The organism is Ochrobactrum quorumnocens (genome assembly GCF_002278035.1).
Taxonomy (GTDB): Bacteria; Pseudomonadota; Alphaproteobacteria; order Rhizobiales; family Rhizobiaceae; genus Brucella; species Brucella quorumnocens.
In genome coordinates this window covers 907,420-924,001 of sequence record NZ_CP022603.1, presented here as the reverse complement: position 1 = coordinate 924,001, position 16,582 = coordinate 907,420, and the positions used below count along the sequence as shown (strand labels likewise).

Sequence of the window (16,582 nt, the reverse complement as noted above, 5' to 3'; positions counted from 1 at the left end):
ATCTATAATGCCCCTGGTTTATCCAAATGCGGTTCTGGACGAGATTTTTTTTCGGTTTTGCTTTTGCCCGCGTTGCGGCGGGCGGGTTTCGCGCCGACCATTGCTTCCGATTCAAGGAAACGGTCGAGCAGATAGGTTTCGAGCGCGGTATTGGCCGCGCCAAACAGTTCCAGTGCTTCGCTCTTTCGTCCCTCGATAATCGCACTGATCAATAGCGAACGGTTGGCGGGGATCAGTCTGACGCGCCCGGTTTTTTCGAAGAAGTTGACCAGACGTACGGCACGATCCCAAAGGTCGGTCAGCCAGCCTGCAACAATCGGCATGTTGAGCCGGGTGGCGAGTAACTCCAAAATTTCGCGCTCATAGCGGCGAATGGTTGGAAGGATGTCACCGCCAAGTTCGTTGCGTTGTGTAAGCGCCAGATGCATTTCACCCAGCGCGTTCAGTCGTTGAATAGACGCCTCGTCCAGCACCGCTGCAAAAAGCAAAGGTTCCAGGTGCCGTCTAGCTGCGCTCAATTCGCGGATTTCGCCTGCCGAAATTGGCGTAACGACCCAGCCGCTGCGTGCGGATGACGACACCAGTCCGCTCGCTTTAAGGCGTGCGAGTGCTGCGCGCAGTGCGCCGCGGCCCAATGCGAATTCGGTTGCGAGTGCAGATTCCGACAGCCGTTCACCTGGTGCCAGAACGCAATTCACAATCGCATTTCGCAGTGCCTTTTCCGCCAGATCCCCCTTGCCTTCGAGCGATATGGGAGATGTGTAGGCATCGTTATCCAACATTTATAACTGACCTCTCAGTTTTATATTTTGAAATCTCTTTGATCTAAAGAAAAGAACAGATTTTCTTTTCCATATCGCTTGAATGAAGAATTTATCTCCGTATCTCTCTCCAGAGGAAACAGAAGCATGTTGCCTTCACAATTCCTATAAATCAACTGTTTCTCTTTGAGGGACAAAATTGAAATGGCATTTTTCAATTGCGTGTAGATTTAGAAAATGCGCTGGTTGCGCGTCTTTTCGTAAAGTGGCAGTATTTGATATTAATATTGCAAAGCTTACAACTGAGATGTCAAATTTTTATTTCGGTTCATGATTTGATTATCATTCAGTTGGGAAAACCGGGGAACCCACGGGAGAAACTTCGATGCGCTTTAAAAACGCACTCTTCGCAGCGATGCTCGCAGCAACAGCGCTCGCTGCCCAGCCGCATAATGCCAGCGCGAAAGATTTGCTGGCAGTGGATTTCATTGCAGAACCGAGCTCGTTGGACCCGCATGTGCAGTGGAACACCGACAGCTTCAATGTCTATCGCAATATTTTCGACAATCTGCTGACGCGTGACGACAAAGGCGAGATCGCTTCGCAAATCGCCACCGAGTGGAAGTATCTTTCCGATGCGGAAGTCGAATTCAAAATCCGCAATGACGTGAAATTCCACGATGGTACACCGCTGACGGCTGAGGACGTTGCTTTCAGCATCAAACGGATCATCGACCCGGCATTCGCCAGCCCGCAGATAGGCCAGTTCAATCAAATCAGCGATGCGGTTGCGAAGGATGATACGACTGTCGTCGTTAACACCAAGGGCCCTTATCCTGTTCTGCTTGCACAGTTGACGAAGCTTTCCATCGTGCCAAAACATGTGGTGGAGAAGGTCAGCAAGGATGAGTTCAACATCAAGCCTGTGGGCTCTGGTCCTTACAAGCTTGAGAATTGGAACCGTGGCGTTGAAGTGCTGCTCGCACGCAATGACGATTATTGGGGCAAGAAGGGTGAATTCCCGAAAGTGGCCTTCCGAGCCGTTCCAGATGGTTCAACTCGCATTGCGAACTTGCAGGCGGGAACAGCTGATCTCGCAAGCAATCTCGACAATGATCTTGCAGCCCAACTGGAAGCGTCGGGACAGAGCAAGGTTTTGCCAGTCCGTGGCGAACGCATTGCTTTCTTCTCGCTCAATATCAACAAAGCACCGCTGGATGATCCACGCATTCGTCTGGCAATAGCCCATGCCATTGATAAGCAAGGCATCGTTGAGGGTATTCTGGGTGGCTATGATGCCCCGATCGACGAGCTCACGTCCCCGGTTTCATTCGGGTTTGTCGAGGGCATAAAGGCCCCAGAATATAATCCCGAGAGAGCTAAGGAGTTGGTGGCGGAAGTCGGCGATGCTGCCAAAACCGAAATCACCCTTCTGACGACGCCGACCTATGATCAGCGCGTCGTGCAGGCGATCCAGCAAATGCTCAATGATGTTGGCCTCAACGTCAAAATCGTCACCACCGATATGGGCAACTGGATGCAGCAGATGCAATCAGGTTCGAATACGATCCCTTCGGCAGCCTTTGGACGTTGGAGTTGTGGCTGTCAGGATGCCGATGGTACGCTTTATCCGCTTCTGCATTCATCGAGCAGCTGGTCAACAATCAAGGATGAACGTCTTGACAAGGCGCTGGATGAGGCGCGAACCGTCATCAACCCAGAACGTCGACTTGAACTCTACAAGTCTGTCCATGAGATCGTAGCTGCGGAGAACTATATCATTCCGCTCTATCAGGCTTCGGTGCTTTACGGTTCGGCAAAGAATGTGGAGTTCGCGCCGCTGCCAAACGAGAACCTCTTCCTTAACCGCGTTGGCTGGTCGGAAAAGTAAATTGATCGAAAAAGCGTTGAAGCCGGTCTGTTGTGCAGTCCGGCTTTTGCCGTTTCCAAGTTTCATCACAGGAACAGATTGCAGTGATTACAATTCTCGAAAATGCCAATGTCATTGACGTTGAGAATGGCAAAGTGCTCCCCGATCAGCGCCTTGTTTTGGAGAATGGTTTCATTCTCGAGGTAAGCGAAGAAAAAGTGCCACACTCCGACGCAAACCGGATTGATCTTAAGGGCGCATTCGTTATTCCGGGGCTGGTTGATGCCCATGTTCATGCCACGGCCTACACTGCCAATCTGGGGGAGCTGCCACGTCAATCGCCAATGTATGTTGCCGCACGTGCGGCACAGGTGCTTGATGGCATGCTTTCGCGCGGTTTTACGACTGTGCGTGATGTCGGCGGCGCTGATTTTGGTCTCGCACAGTCGGTGGAAGAAGGACTGATTTCGGGACCTCGACTTCTGTATGGTGGCAAGGCGCTTTCAGCGAGTGGTGGTCATGGCGATCACCGCGCTATGGGCGTGGATCGGACTGACGAGACTTATGCGCAAGTTAGTCTTGGCCGACGCTGTGACGGTGTTGCCGAAGTTCGCCGAGCGGCGCGCGACGAAATCAGACGCGGTGCCCATCATATTAAGATCATGGCCAACGGCGGGATTTCTTCGCCTACCGACCGCATCACTTCGGATCAGTTTTCGGAAGAGGAAATTGCGGCAATCGTTGATGAAGCCAATATGGCTGATCTCTATGTGGTGTCGCACACATATACTGCGCGTTCGGTTGCGCGCGCCGTGCGTAACGGTGTGCGCTCAATCGAACATGGCAATCTGCTTGATGAAGAGACCGTCGCGCTAATGAAACAAGCCGGGAGTTTCCTGACGCCGACGCTCTCTTGCTTCCGGGCGTTGGCGGAAGTCGGGGCTGAAAGCGGCTTTCCGAAAGATCGGATGGACAAGATCAAGCTGGTGCTCGACTCGGGACTTTATGCCGTCGAACTTGCCTATAGCGCGGGTGTGCCAATGGCTTATGGCACCGATTTGATCGGGCCGATGCATTCCCGCCAGCTGCATGAGTTTGCATTGCGTGCCGACGTCGTTCCCCCGCTTGATCTACTTCGTGCAGCAACAAGCACTGCGGCGAAGCTGGTGCGTCTTGAGAATGAAATCGGCTATGTTAAGGAAAATTACCGCGCCGATCTCAATGTTCTCTCAGCCAACCCGCTTGATAAAGGCGTTCTGGAGGGCTTCGCCGATCACCTGCAGTTTGTTATCAAAGGCGGCGAAATCGTCAAAAACTATTCTTCATAAAATCTGAAATGCAATCTCGCATTCTTCTGCGACCTGACGGTCCCATTCGCTCTTGTCGAGTGACGCAAGCGGCAGAATGCGGGTAGCGCGCTTTGTGAATGGAAACTTGGCTGCATCCGTCGAAGCATAGCCGCCGCTATCGACGACAAAAACGCCTTGCTCTGCGAGCGGCGTAAATGACGTGCGGAAGTGATTGCTCGATTTGACGTGAATGATCGCCTTGCTTTCGAGATTGATACCTAAGCTGCGAAAAGCCTGTGTGTCATAGGCCTGAATGCGCTCAGTGACGAGAACGATATGCCCTTGATCGCGGACACGAAGAACAGCACCCAAGCCTCCTTCGAGCAATTCGCCATATAGGTTGGCGCCTTCATTGCGATAGTTCACCTCCGTGACGCGTTCCACAAGCGTATCGACAACAAACGGCTCGCCGTTTTGCAAACGCCCCATGGCAATTTCACCACGATTGCCCTCGCCGATTGCTTGAGCAGCCAATACCGCGTGGCCATCAACCATAAAGCCTGCCGCGAACGGCAGGTCTTGAGCAGAAAGATTTGCGAAAATATCGGCTACATTGGCAACGCCGCCCGAACCCGGATTATCGCCCGCGTCACCAATAACCACACGCCCTGTGGAGGCACGCGCATAGATTTCCGACGCGATGGCATTGAATGGAGGTGCGGGGCGGGTGATTGCTTCGCGTTGTTGCCAGATTACCTCCGCCATGTCGCGATAGGCCTGTTTCATGGCTTCTTCGTCGATGCCGGTTACGAGAACCGAGCTTCCAACATCATCGGAATCCACATAGGGAAAGCCACCCATAACAACCACATCGGAAAGCCCTTCGCGGCGCTCGACTTCGTTGGAAAGTGCAACCAGACTTTTGAATGGCTCTGCATCGCTGGTCTGGGCGCTCATGGGCGCTGCTACCGGCAAGCGGAAGCGCCGTGTACACCAGCTTACAGGATCGAGTGTGAGCTGCATCAGCTTTTTGCCGCGTGCATGTGTGTCGGCATGTGGGTACAATTTGCCACCTATCACCACATCGACAATGTGCGGCAACATCGGCTCGACATTGGCGTGAAAGTCGAGCGGGATGGCGATGCGGACATGAGGGCCAACAATTGCGCGTACTTTTCGGGCAAGATCGGTCTCAGGTGTGGCGACGCCATCAACCACCAACGCTCCGTGCAATAAAAGCGCTACAACGTTTACGGGGCCTGTAGCTGCAATGTCTTCAAGTGATCTAAGAATTTCTGCCACGAGACGGTGATAGCTTTCTGCCTCGAGCGTACCTCCCGGAAGACATCCGGTACAGACGCCGTAAGCAATCTCATAACCCGCTTCATCAAGAGCTTCCGTTACTCCACCAAGCCAGTTGCTGGTTGAGCCGAATTCGCGACGGACGTCTTCGCCCTGAAAATATTGAGCTGAGAGAAATCCATCGTAATCCGCCTTGACGGGCGTGAAGGCATTGGCTTCGTGAAAGAGCTGAATAACGGCGGCGCGGGGCATCGGCTTTCCTTGGGCTTATAATCAAACTTCGTTTCTGTCCTGCCAACGAAGGTAGGGCAGGATGAAGCGCGCCGTTCGGCTAACAATGGGGTGAAAGGCAATCTGTGGCACAGGTGTTGGACGCAATGCCAGTTGGTCGTCCGCTACGCCGCACACAGCATCGGCGACTACATCCGCCATAGCGCATGAGAGGGCGAGACCGCGCCCATTACAGCCAATCCAGCTGTAAAGACCGCCGTCGCGTTTATGCAGATGCGGTAAACGATCAACCGTCATGGCGATGCGCCCGCCCCAGAAAGTCTTTGTGGTGCCGCGCGGCAGATCAGGAAAGAGCTGACGCAATCGACCCTCAACCATTGCAGGCAAACGATACGCCGCACCGGCCTGAATGGCGAGTGCCCCGCCCGAAACCAGTCGCCCCTCGCGATCCTTGCGGAAATAACGAAGGTCAAATCGGGTGTCTGACGATGCTTCATTGCCAGGTAGAATTGTATCCGCCAGATCGCCCAGCGGCTCGGTTGCCGCTTGATAGGATGTCACCGGCACAATTGAGCGTCGAAGTTCAGGCCAAAGATTGCCGGTGTGGGCTGCGGTAGCAAGCACGACTTTTTCCGTGTGAAGTTCACCGTTGGGGGTTTTAATCCGCCAGCCTGTTGGCGTTCGCGTGAGATTGAGCGCAGGACTTTGCTCGAAGATTACAGCGCCTTCTGACACTGCTCCGCGTGCAAGACCCACCGTGAAAGCATAAGGATTTATGTGTCCACCGCCGCTATGCTCCCATCCACCATGATAAGCATTTGTGCCTAAACGAACGGCCATCTCGCTCGAAGAAATGACGGCAGTTGGCGCACCAACTTCCACCCATTGTGCGGCGAGAGCGGAAACACGCTTGAAACGACCTGTGCTATGCGCTGGTTGCAGCCAGCCAGAGCGGTTTAAATCGCAGTCAATCTGGTAACGTTCGGCTAACGCATAAAGTTTGTCGGCAGCGCCCTTTACAAGCTCGATGAAACGTTCAGCCTGGTCTCCGGGCCAAATGATCCGCAACGTCTTTGGATCATGACGTGTCAGCGCAGAGATGACTTGCCCATTGGCACGGCCGGAAGCTCCATAGCCGACCTTGGCTGCTTCAAGCACAGTGACTTTGAGCCCACGCCTCGCAAGCTCGATTGCTGAGGCAAGACCGGCAATGCCACCGCCGATGATTACAATCTCGGTCTGCGCAACACCTTCGAGAACTTCGCCTTCAAACCTCTCGCGCGAAAGCGACATCCATAAAGACGAAGGTTTATTCGATGGCCAGGATTTCATGGGCGAACCATCGTGATTTCCAATCCGCAACTCTCGCGCAAATCGAAAACAGCTTCACTGATTCCGCTGATCGTCAGACGATTTCTTCCAGTCGATATCGATATGTCCGCAACGCAGTCGCTAGATAGCACTTCAAGTTCCGAGGCGTTCGGTGTGGCAACAGATATCAGACGCTGCGCGCCGTTGGGGTGTTCTATTACGTCAGATGTCCAGAGAAGTTCAGGTGTGTGGTGCTGACAGAGCAAACATTGATAGGCTGGAGTAACGCTATCTTTGAAACGGCTTATCGAAAACCGTAACCCGCCAGTTTCGGTTTGTCGTGAAAAGTGCCTTATCGCTTCAGTCTCGATGTTCTTATCATTATAGGCTCTAACATCGGCCTCGACATCTTTGCTGCGCAGCGCAATCCCGCGCAATCCAGATCCATTTTCGAGAAGCTTGCGCCAATTAGCGTTGGCTTCTGTTTTCTCAATGATTGCAAGGATCTCGATATAGGTGTCATTGAGCATGACACATCGATTGGCCGTGCCCATGGCAGCGCTGTGTTTTGCGATCGGTGTGACATGGAAACCGACATTTTCAAATGCCGTGCCCGCATTATCGAGATCGTTTGTTAGAACAACGACATGGTCGATGGGTAAGTGAAACGTCATGCGGCCACCGTCATTTTTCTAATGCCATAGATGCGGTCGACAATGATGAGCGTCGCAACTGCCATAAGAAGTTGCAAAGTGCTGAGAGCTGCGATTGTCGGGTCGAACTGGTGTTCAAGATAGCTCAGCATTACGACCGGCAAGGTGTTCGTGCTTGCGCTCGCGAAAAAATAACTCACCGGCAAATTGTCGAACGACGTAAGAAATGAAAACAGCGACCCCGCCATGATGCCGGGGCGGATGAGGGGTAATGTGACATGCCAGAAGACCTGCAATGGATTGGCTCCCAGAATGGCGGCGGCTTCTTCATAGCTTTTGGACATGCTGCCATAAACACCTGCAACCGTGCGAACAACATAGGGAAGACAGACGATAGTATGGGTGATCAACAGGGCGCTGAATGAAATTCCCAGTCCAAGCCTGCTCATGAAGAACAGCGACGCGAAACCAATCACAATCATCGGCATCGACAAGGGCGACAGTAGAAACGCCATAACCGCGCTTGCCCAGCCTGTGCGTGAGCGCGCCAGATAAAGGCAGGCGGGGATGCCGATCAGACAGGAGAGAATGGTGGCGCCGATCCCGATCTTAAAGCTGACGATGAGGGCATCCACAAATGGTTGATAAACGAAAATATTCACAAACCATTTGAGCGACCAGCCGGGGATGGGAAAGGCCACATAGCCCGCAGACGTGAAGGACACGAGTACAACAACTAGAATGGGAGCCAGCATAAAAATAAAGAACACGACCACAAACACGGTCAATGCGATGTCTGCCCAGTCTTTTCCAAAGAGTTTCATCGATTAAACTCCCCGACGGCGCACGAGACGCAATTGCAGGAAGAGACATGCAACCGCAATCACCAGAAGGATCGAACTCATCGCACTCGCCATGCCAAAATCGCGTGTGGTGTTGAATTGCTGGTAGATCAGTAATGGGAGAGTCTGAAGACCACCGCCCAGCATAACCAGCGTAACGAAGCTTCCGTTGGCAATCATGAACACCAAAATTGCGCCGGTTCCGATGCCGTCGAGGGAGAGCGGCAAAGTCACCTCCCAGAAGGTGCGAAAACGACCGGCTCCCAGAATTTTCGCGGATTCCTCCAGCCTGCGATCTATACCCTGCAACACGGTGCCGATCGAAAGAACCATGAAGGGTACGAGTACATGCACGAGAGCGGCTACGGTGATTTCCGGCGAGTTGGTGAAGCGCAATGGCGTTGCAATGATCCCGAGTTGATCGACAAGCAGATTGTTGATCAGGCCGCGGCGGGCAAAAAGAACTTGCCAGCCGAAGGTACGCATGATGATTGACGTCAAAAGTGGGGCGATAAGCAAAAAGACGATCAAGCCAGCCCATCGGCCTGCTTTACGCACCAGAAAATAGGCGACTGGATATCCGATGATTACGCAAATCAGCGTCACACCACCTGAAAGCAGTATCGTCTCGCCGATGACACGCAGATAGAAGGGGTCGGTCAGCAGCGTGACGTAACGTGTGAAAGTCAAACGGCCGTCCGTGCCGACAAAGCTGCGTACGCTGTTGTCAAAGAGAGGCAGGACGAAAAAAGCCAGAAGGAACACCAGAGCAGGCAAGATGAGCAGCCAGCCCGGTAGAGCCAGCCCTGTTCTTGCTGTAGTGTTTGATGTTTCTGTCTGGCTCATAGTGTGCTCCGCGATCTTACTGGCCGATTTCCCGGTTCCAGCGATCCACCCATTGATTTCGGACTTGAGCAATTTGCTCATATGGCGGGAAGGCCGTTTTCTGCCACGGCGTGATGCGCGGCTTGAGCTTTTCGCTGTAAACCACGTCCTCATTGGTGACGCCGTAGTTCATAATCTCGGCAAATTGTGTCTGGTTGGCTGCGTCGAGCACTTCGTTAATATAGTTCCAGGCGAGCGGATTGGCATTTTTTGCCTTCTGGACTGCCAAACCATTGAGTGAACCGCCTTCTTCCGGGTTGATGAAGTCGATCCAGGTTGCGCCGGCATCGTAATGGTTCCAAGTGCGACCATCGAAATAAATGCCGATATCGGCTTCGCCAGAAGAAAGATGATTGAAAAAATCATTCGGTCCGGCCCAATAGATGAGATTATCCTTCATTCGTTCAACTGCCTTGAAGAACGGATCGACGTTGTCGGCACCGCCGCCAAATGCCTTGGCCATGGCCCAGATCAGCATGATTGGTGTGACGGCGTAACTGATGGAGGGGATCGAGGCGACGAACTCACCAGCGGCAACTCTGTCGACAAACTCGGCGAAAGACTTTGGAGGGTTTTTCACCCGGTCTTTATTGTAGGTTATACCCGCAACACCATAGTCGAACAGCGTACCTTTGCCTTCAACTGAATCCGTCAGTTGCTGCGGGATTTTTGCGAGGTTCGGCAGCTTTTCGACTGTAAAGTCGTCAACCAGACCTGATTTGGTTGCGGACAAAGCAAGGTCTGGCGTCATAATGAGCACATCGACTGGCGGCTTGGTGGGTGACGCTTCGACTTGCGCCAGCCATTGAGGCGGGCCACCGAGCGAGACATTGGCCTTTGCACCGGTCTTGGCTTCAAATGGTGCAACAAAGCATTTGCGAACCGCTTCTTCCCATATGCCACCAAAGGCCGTCACGGTGATTTCTTTTGCGGCCTGCGCATTGGCGATGCGTGGGAACCCGCCTACGGTAAGACCAAGACCAAGCATCGCGCCCGAGCCGAGGAGATTTCGTCTGGTAATTAGTGTCATTGCGTTACTCCGTATCTGGAACAATCAGGCGTTTTCGGAATTGGAAATTGCGACGAGTTTTTCGACAGCTGTCCGGAATGCTATACGCGCTGTATGTGCGTTCTCGGCTTCGGCCCTCGTTTTTGGAAAACCTTCGGGAAGGGTAGGCAAAACGGCGTCGAATACAGCTTTGCGCTGGCGCTGCCGTACCGATCCAGGAAGCTGCACAAGTGCACGGTTCAGGCTGTCCATCAAAGCCGGTTCAAACACTTCGTCCCAGTGCTTTCGCTCAGGACCAAATCCATCAGCGGCCTTGTTTTCTGACAGCGTTAGACGACGGGCGGCGGTGGCGTCATTAGTGATCATGCCATCATGTATTACCACGCCATAATCGGCATGAGCGGCGTCGGGTGTAATGAAGCCATCCAGAACGTCACGCAGCACCGCGTCAGGATCTCGTTCAAGTGGATTTCCCCACCCACCTGCGCCGGGGGTCAGAAAGGTCACCGTATCGCCTGCGTTGACGTTGAGTACGTCAATTTTACCAAGCTTGCGTTCATCAAGGCGTCCGCGATTGACTATCAACGCGCCGGGCAGACCTGCTTGGCCACCGTAGGAACCCCATGGGCGGAACAGCAGACGCTCCATGCCTCGACCGAGCACGTTGGTGTCATCGGTCAATGCGCGAAAGGTCAGTTCCATGCCGCACCCGCCGCGCCACTGGCCGGGACCACCGGAATCGGGACGTAGACTGTAATGCAGGATTTCAACGCCCAACTCGGCTTCGACCGTTTCGACGGGGTTGTTGGCGAGATTGGAGATGCCGCTGTCTCGACCATCAACGCCATCGCGACCAAAACGTGCGCCCGTGCCGCCGATCATCGGTTCGATGACCTGTACACGTCGGCCGCCTTTGCCATCTGGTTCCGCCATCACAACGGGTATGACCGTGCCGGATGATGCAGCAGGCATGACATCTGGCAAAGCTTTTCCGAAGGCACCATTCAACACGTCGTTCACGCGAATGGCGGCGGCATGACGGACACCCGTTGCGGCAGGTTCCTGCGGATTGACCAGACTTCCCTCAGGTGCGGTTATCCGAACCGTATCGAGAAGGCCAACATTTAGGGGTGCAGTTGGGTCAAGTGTGTTGACCAATGCGAGCACCCGGAGTGTCAGCCATGCATGGGGACGTCCGCGCGAAGGAATGTTCATGGCGGTGGCCACTTGCGGATCAGTTCCGGTGAAATCCAGATGCACTTCTCCGTCTTCGAATGTCACGGTCAGGGCGATGCGAACAGGCAGATTACCGGCTGCGTCATCATCAAGATAATCTGAAAACGTATAGGAGCCAGAGGGAACCTTTCGCAGAACGGATCGCGCCTTTTCGGCTGCATATGAAACAAGATCAGTACTGGCTACCGAAACCTCATCTGCTCCGTGCTGGGCAATCGCCTGTTCGACGCGACGACGACCGGCCGCAAGAGCTGCCAGCATGGCGCGAATATCGCCCATATTGGCTTCAGGTGTACGGCTGTTTGCCTCCAGAAACAGGCATACTTCAGGAGACATTTCTCCGCGCTTCATCAGTTTGACTGGCGGAATACGCAAACCTTCCTGAAAGATTTCGGTATTCATTGGGGAGATGCTGGATGGCACACGTCCGCCGACATCCGAGCAGTGTACGAAACACCAGCCATAAGCAACTACGCGACCCTCATGGAAATAGGGCTCGATCATATGAAGGTCGGGCAGATGTGTGGCGAGACCTTCTGAACGATAGGGATCGTTGGTCAGGATGACGTCGCCAGGTTCAAGCGCCCCCACTGCTTCAATCGTTGGCCCGCATTCAAGGCCCACAAATCCTGAAACACCAATAGAACGTGGATAGGCGAAAAAGCGTCCGTCCAGCCCGGCAAGCGCACAAGCAAAATCAGCAGTTTCCTTGACATAAAGTGTGCGGCCCGTGCGCTGCAGCGTCAGGCACATTTCTTCGCTGATAGCTGCAAGCTTGTTGCCGAGAATGGCAAGCGTGACTGGGTTGAGTTTCATTGTGCCAGCCTTTCAAGATGCAGATTTCCTGCTTTGTCGCAGTTGGCTATCCAGCCCGGTAGCAGAATAGTGGTGGTATCATCCTGCTCGATAATTGCAGGACCGCAGACCTGATCATTTGCCCGGAAACTGAGGCGGTCATAAATATCTGCATCAAGCCATGCGCCTTTGTGGAACAAGCGGCGACTGCCTTTGATCTCCGGCTTGCCGTCGCCTGTTGGAAATTCCTGCGCGGCGAGATCGGGCGTGACGCCGATAACGGCGAGACGGGCCGTTCCCAGTTCGACTTCGGCTGTGCTGTCGCGGAAACCATAGATGCGCTCATGTTCGTGGTGAAAAGCCTCAGAAATGGCATGAACGTCTGTGTCTACATCGTTCAATGCCACCCGCAGTTCATAAGCCTGTCCGACATAACGCATGTCGGCAGCCTTTTCGAAAAGGCGTCCACTGCTTTGTTCACCTTCCTGATCCAGCCAGTCATTTCCTTCGGCAGCAAGGGTTTCGAATGTTTCGGCAAGGGTCGCGGCACTCGCTTCATCAAGCTCTCTGCGCAGGCTGCGAACGAAATCGCGCCGTAAATCTGCTGCCACTGCACCCAATGCACAGAATGTTCCTGCTGCTGGAGGAACGACGATGCGGGCGATGCCCACTTCTTCGGCCAAAATGTTGGCATGTGTTGGGCCTGCGCCACCAAATGGAACGAGTGCAAACGTTGCCGGATCAAGGCCTCGAGCTGCGAGTGTTTTATAGAGTTCGGTTGCCATGCCAGCCGTGGTGACTGCAAGCGCCCCCTGGGCTGCTTCTGCAGCAGCATTCTCACCGTGAAATCCGATCCGATTGCCTATCTGGGCAAGAGCTGCAGCTGCAGGCTCGCTCTCAAGCTGCATACGTCCACCAAGGAAACCGGCTGGATCGATATAACCAAGCGTCAGATAACAATCGGTTACGGTTGGCTCTGTGCCGCCGCGACCGTAAGAGATGGGGCCGGGCATTGCGCCAGCACTGCGAGGGCCGACTTTTAGCACACCATGATCGTCGACCCATACGATTGAGCCGCCACCTGCACCGATGGCCGAGACATCCACAACCGGCAAAACCAGGGGCAAGCCGCCAATATCGGTTTTGGTGGCGAGCGCAGCAGAACCATCTTGTGCGACGGCGATGTCTGACGACGTGCCACCCATATCAAATGTGATGATTGCGCGCACGCCTGATGTTGCAGCCAAGCGCGCGGCCGCCATGACACCGGAGGCTGGTCCTGAGAGGATGGTTTCGACCGGACGCTCCTGCGCGGAGCCTATGCTCAGGGAACCGCCATTGGAGGCTGTGACGAGGATTGGAGCATAAACGCCATCGCGAGCAAGGCCAGTCGACAGCCCTTCAAAATAGCGCTGCATTAATGGCTGGATATAGGCATTCAGACAGGCGATCAGTGTGCGTTCATATTCGCGGATTTCTGGCCAGATTGCTGCGGCAGATGTAATGGAAAGCCCATTCGTCTTTTCGGATATTTTCTGCGCCAGCTCTTTTTCAATTGAAGGGTTGGTGTAGCCATTGATCAATACAAGTGCTGCCGCATCGACGTCGAGCGCGTTGAGTTGTGCCGCAATTTGTTCAAGAGCCGCATCGTCGGGGATTTGGGTTGTTGCGCCGTTTGCCGAAAGTCTTGCACCGATTTCGATGATGCGATGGCGCGGCACCAGGGGTTCTTCCTTGGTTGCATGAAAATCAAAGGAAGAGGGCATGCGGCTGCGTGCGATTTCCAGAATATCGCGATAACCTTCGCTGACGATGAGTGCGATCTTTGCACCGCGCCTCTGGATAATGGCATTGAGACCGATTGTTGTGCCATGCATAATCGTGTCGATCTGGTCTGCGCCAAGATCAGCTTTACTGAGCAGTGACTGCAAGCCCAAGATCAGCGCCTGAGACGGATCTTCCGGCGTCGATGGCTCCTTGTAATGGATCAGGCTTTTGCGGTCGGGGTCGAACAGAACAAAGTCGGTAAATGTTCCGCCCACGTCGATGCCGATACGTGCGCCATTCTTCTGCATAATCTGAGCTTTCAGTTCATTCTGATGTTACGACGACCGCATCCTGCAGGTTCCAGCCGAGCGTGATTTCCTGATTGAGATGATAGGCGAGTTCGCCAAGGCGGCTTTCCGCTTGCCGGTAGATGAATATATCCCGGCCAAGCGCCGGAATGTCGATCTGATAAGCCGCGTAGTTTCCACGGAACACCGCACCAACGACCCGGCCATCCAATAGGCCATTGCCATCTGCGACCGGCGCGATGCGCTCTGGCCTCACCGAAAGCGTAAGGGGCTGTGATGAGGGCTGGCGAGTGGCTAGGGGAAGAGCCAAGCTTCCCTGCCTTCCACCGACCAAGAGGGATGCGCCGTCTGGCGATGTCTGGCCCTCGAAAATGTTCGAGGCCCCAAGAAATTCGGCAACAAAACGGCTCTGCGGTTTGTCGTAAATCTCGCCTGGCGTTCCAAGCTGGAGAATACGCCCCTTATTCATGACAGCGACTTCGTCGGCCATGGAAAGCGCTTCTTCCTGATCGTGTGTCACAAGAAGAGTGGTAATGCCAAGGCGAGCCTGCATGGCGCGGATTTCAAACTGCATGCTTTCGCGCAAGGATTTATCGAGCGCGCTTAAAGGCTCATCAAGCAGCAAAACTTTTGGGTTCACCACCAACGAACGCGCAAGCGCCACGCGCTGCTGCTGACCGCCCGAAAGTTGGGAGGGAAAAGCATCGCCACGACCAGACAACTGGATGAGATCGAGCATCGACTTGATGCGTTCATCGCGCTCTGTTTTAGCGGTGCCCTGCATCTTTAAGCCAAAGCCGATATTTTCCGCGACTGTTCTGTGCGGAAACAAACTGTAATTCTGAAACACCATGCCAAGACGGCGCCGATGAGGCGGAAGATTGGTTACATTCGTTCCGCCGATTTGGATCGAGCCTGAATCCGCACTTTCAAATCCTGCAACCATACGCAAGGTTGTCGTCTTGCCGCATCCAGATGGACCGAGCAGTGAAACGAGTTTTCCTGCATCGATGGTTAGATCAAGACTGTCGACAGCAATATTGGAGCCGAAACGCTTCGTGACGGCTTTCAGTACGAGTGCGCTCGCTCCGTCTTGCGAATGCAAACTCATGAGCGCATCTCGCGATTTGCCCTGATGTCTGTATGAAAGATCATGTGCATTTCCAGCATTACAATATATTGTAGCGCTACAATCAACCTTGAAACCGATTTCGTCAAGGATAGGTTTTCTGCGCTTTGTTTGTTTATGAGTATATAAAACCTTGTGAAGTAACATTTATGAGAATATTTGGTGCGGTAGACCATGAATAACCTTGTTCGCAGCAAAAATGTCATAACGATGCAGTCGGTCGCACAAGCCGCTGGCGTATCGCCTATGACCGTATCCAATGCGTTCCGTTATCCCGAGCGAGTGCTAGAGGAAACGCGCTCGCGCGTGTTTCAGGTTGCGGCGGAACTTGGTTATGTTCCGAACCATTCCGCAGGCATTCTTTCCTCCGGGCAAAGTCGGGTTATTGGCGCAGTCATTCCGTCGATGAAGAACTCGAGCTTTTATAAGTATGTGCGCGGGATGCAGGATCGCGCCAGCGAGAGCGGCTATGAGTTAATACTCAAACTTGCGGAAACCAGACAGGACGAAACCGCTGCAATTCAGACATTCATCGGTCTGCGTGTCGCTGGCATTTCACTGGTCGGCAACCAGCATTCAGAGGAAGCCATTGATCTGATCAGGAAGACCGAGACACCTGTCGTCGAGGGTTGGGTCACTGACAATGTCCTCGATATGGCGGTAGGCTACTCCATGCCAGATGCAACACGGACAATGGCTGGTCTTCTCGTCGAACGAGGCTGCCGTCGTATCGGGTTTGTCGGATATGGCGGCGCATCCGCACGCCGATATAGTGATCGAATTCCTGCTTTTGAGGAGACTATGGCTGCAGCAGGTCTGGAACAACACCGGGTCTGCATTGTGGACGAGGCAGATGGTTTTGGCGCTGGTCCTAAGGCACTTGAAGCCCTGCGCCGTATCGATCCTGATGTCGATGGTGTGATTTGTCCTACGGATATCGTGGCAGCTGGTGTGATATTCGAATGCACGCGTCTAGGATGGAAAGTGCCGGAGCGTCTTGCTGTCACTGGATGGGGTGACTATGAAATCGCGTCGGAAATAACGCCGGGTCTATCGACGATCCAGCCGAACGCCTACGAAATGGGTGTGAAGAGCATGGCAATGATTGTTGACCGTGTCTCTGGCGTGAGCGCGGCTGATGCAATCGTCGATATCGGGTATGATGTAGTGAAGCGCGAGAGTGCATAAGCATTC

The 16,582-nt window shown here is 53.8% G+C and carries 13 protein-coding genes; 3 read left to right on the top strand and 10 right to left on the bottom strand.

The annotated features are described in order from the left end of the window. Window positions 1-2: 2 nt before the first annotated feature. Window positions 3-782, bottom strand: a complete 780-nt coding sequence (locus tag CES85_RS04380; protein WP_095444802.1) for a GntR family transcriptional regulator — start codon at window positions 780-782, stop codon at window positions 3-5. A gap of 364 nt (window positions 783-1,146) precedes the next feature. On the opposite strand from CES85_RS04380, the gene CES85_RS04375 reads away from it, so the two are divergent. After that, the gene (locus CES85_RS04375; protein WP_095444801.1) at window positions 1,147-2,652 is read left to right on the top strand and encodes an ABC transporter substrate-binding protein; all 1,506 of its coding nucleotides are present in this window, start codon (window positions 1,147-1,149) and stop codon (window positions 2,650-2,652) included. Between the two features lie 83 nt (window positions 2,653-2,735). After that, on the top strand, window positions 2,736-3,959 hold the full coding sequence (locus tag CES85_RS04370) for a metal-dependent hydrolase family protein (protein ID WP_208636283.1): 1,224 nt from the start codon (window positions 2,736-2,738) through the stop codon (window positions 3,957-3,959). Here the strand turns inward: CES85_RS04370 and CES85_RS04365 are convergent. Genes CES85_RS04365 through CES85_RS04325 form a run of 9 tightly spaced genes read right to left on the bottom strand, consistent with a single transcriptional unit; the run spans window position 3,954 to window position 15,370 of the window. Continuing rightward, a complete protein-coding gene (locus CES85_RS04365; RefSeq protein WP_095444800.1) occupies window positions 3,954-5,474 on the bottom strand; it encodes a M81 family metallopeptidase in 1,521 nt (506 codons plus the stop codon). The genes CES85_RS04370 and CES85_RS04365 overlap by 6 nt on opposite strands. 21 nt (window positions 5,475-5,495) lie before the next feature. Further along, window positions 5,496-6,785, bottom strand: a complete 1,290-nt coding sequence (locus CES85_RS04360; RefSeq protein ID WP_095444799.1) for an NAD(P)/FAD-dependent oxidoreductase — start codon at window positions 6,783-6,785, stop codon at window positions 5,496-5,498. Further along, on the bottom strand, window positions 6,782-7,438 hold the full coding sequence (locus CES85_RS04355) for a VOC family protein (RefSeq protein ID WP_095444798.1): 657 nt from the start codon (window positions 7,436-7,438) through the stop codon (window positions 6,782-6,784). Before CES85_RS04355 ends, CES85_RS04360 begins: the two co-directional genes overlap by 4 nt. Next, a complete protein-coding gene (locus CES85_RS04350) occupies window positions 7,435-8,241 on the bottom strand; it encodes an ABC transporter permease (RefSeq protein WP_095444797.1) in 807 nt (268 codons plus the stop codon). The genes CES85_RS04355 and CES85_RS04350 overlap by 4 nt, the downstream gene beginning before the upstream one ends. Window positions 8,242-8,244: 3 nt before the next feature. Next, window positions 8,245-9,105 carry an ABC transporter permease gene (locus tag CES85_RS04345; protein WP_095444796.1) on the bottom strand — a complete coding sequence of 287 codons (861 nt, stop codon included), beginning with the start codon at window positions 9,103-9,105 and terminating at the stop codon, window positions 8,245-8,247. A 16-nt stretch (window positions 9,106-9,121) separates the two neighbouring features. Further along, window positions 9,122-10,174 (bottom strand): extracellular solute-binding protein, encoded by a 1,053-nt coding sequence (locus CES85_RS04340; RefSeq protein WP_095444795.1) that lies wholly within the window; start codon window positions 10,172-10,174, stop codon window positions 9,122-9,124. 24 nt (window positions 10,175-10,198) lie between these two features. Next, window positions 10,199-12,205, bottom strand: a complete 2,007-nt coding sequence (locus CES85_RS04335; RefSeq protein WP_095444794.1) for a hydantoinase B/oxoprolinase family protein — start codon at window positions 12,203-12,205, stop codon at window positions 10,199-10,201. After that, window positions 12,202-14,259 carry a hydantoinase/oxoprolinase family protein gene (locus CES85_RS04330; RefSeq protein WP_095444793.1) on the bottom strand — a complete coding sequence of 686 codons (2,058 nt, stop codon included), beginning with the start codon at window positions 14,257-14,259 and terminating at the stop codon, window positions 12,202-12,204. Before CES85_RS04330 ends, CES85_RS04335 begins: the two co-directional genes overlap by 4 nt. A 16-nt stretch (window positions 14,260-14,275) precedes the next feature. Beyond that, window positions 14,276-15,370: an ABC transporter ATP-binding protein gene (locus CES85_RS04325; protein WP_095444792.1), complete on the bottom strand. Its 1,095-nt coding sequence runs from the start codon at window positions 15,368-15,370 to the stop codon at window positions 14,276-14,278. Window positions 15,371-15,562: 192 nt separating this feature from the next. On the opposite strand from CES85_RS04325, the gene CES85_RS04315 reads away from it, so the two are divergent. Continuing rightward, the gene (locus tag CES85_RS04315; protein WP_244923224.1) at window positions 15,563-16,576 is read left to right on the top strand and encodes a LacI family DNA-binding transcriptional regulator; all 1,014 of its coding nucleotides are present in this window, start codon (window positions 15,563-15,565) and stop codon (window positions 16,574-16,576) included. The last annotated feature ends 6 nt before the right edge of the window (window positions 16,577-16,582 follow it).

Coding starts and splice junctions, on each gene's coding strand:
- CES85_RS04360 (WP_095444799.1), bottom strand. CDS start 6,785: ATGAAATCCTGGCCATCGAATAAACCTTCGTCTTTATGGATGTCGCTT.
- CES85_RS04315 (WP_244923224.1), top strand. CDS start 15,563: ATGAATAACCTTGTTCGCAGCAAAAATGTCATAACGATGCAGTCGGTC.
- CES85_RS04380 (WP_095444802.1), bottom strand. CDS start 782: ATGTTGGATAACGATGCCTACACATCTCCCATATCGCTCGAAGGCAAG.
- CES85_RS04335 (WP_095444794.1), bottom strand. CDS start 12,205: ATGAAACTCAACCCAGTCACGCTTGCCATTCTCGGCAACAAGCTTGCA.
- CES85_RS04325 (WP_095444792.1), bottom strand. CDS start 15,370: ATGAGTTTGCATTCGCAAGACGGAGCGAGCGCACTCGTACTGAAAGCC.
- CES85_RS04330 (WP_095444793.1), bottom strand. CDS start 14,259: ATGCAGAAGAATGGCGCACGTATCGGCATCGACGTGGGCGGAACATTT.
- CES85_RS04340 (WP_095444795.1), bottom strand. CDS start 10,174: ATGACACTAATTACCAGACGAAATCTCCTCGGCTCGGGCGCGATGCTT.
- CES85_RS04345 (WP_095444796.1), bottom strand. CDS start 9,105: ATGAGCCAGACAGAAACATCAAACACTACAGCAAGAACAGGGCTGGCT.
- CES85_RS04350 (WP_095444797.1), bottom strand. CDS start 8,241: ATGAAACTCTTTGGAAAAGACTGGGCAGACATCGCATTGACCGTGTTT.
- CES85_RS04365 (WP_095444800.1), bottom strand. CDS start 5,474: ATGCCCCGCGCCGCCGTTATTCAGCTCTTTCACGAAGCCAATGCCTTC.
- CES85_RS04355 (WP_095444798.1), bottom strand. CDS start 7,438: ATGACGTTTCACTTACCCATCGACCATGTCGTTGTTCTAACAAACGAT.
- CES85_RS04375 (WP_095444801.1), top strand. CDS start 1,147: ATGCGCTTTAAAAACGCACTCTTCGCAGCGATGCTCGCAGCAACAGCG.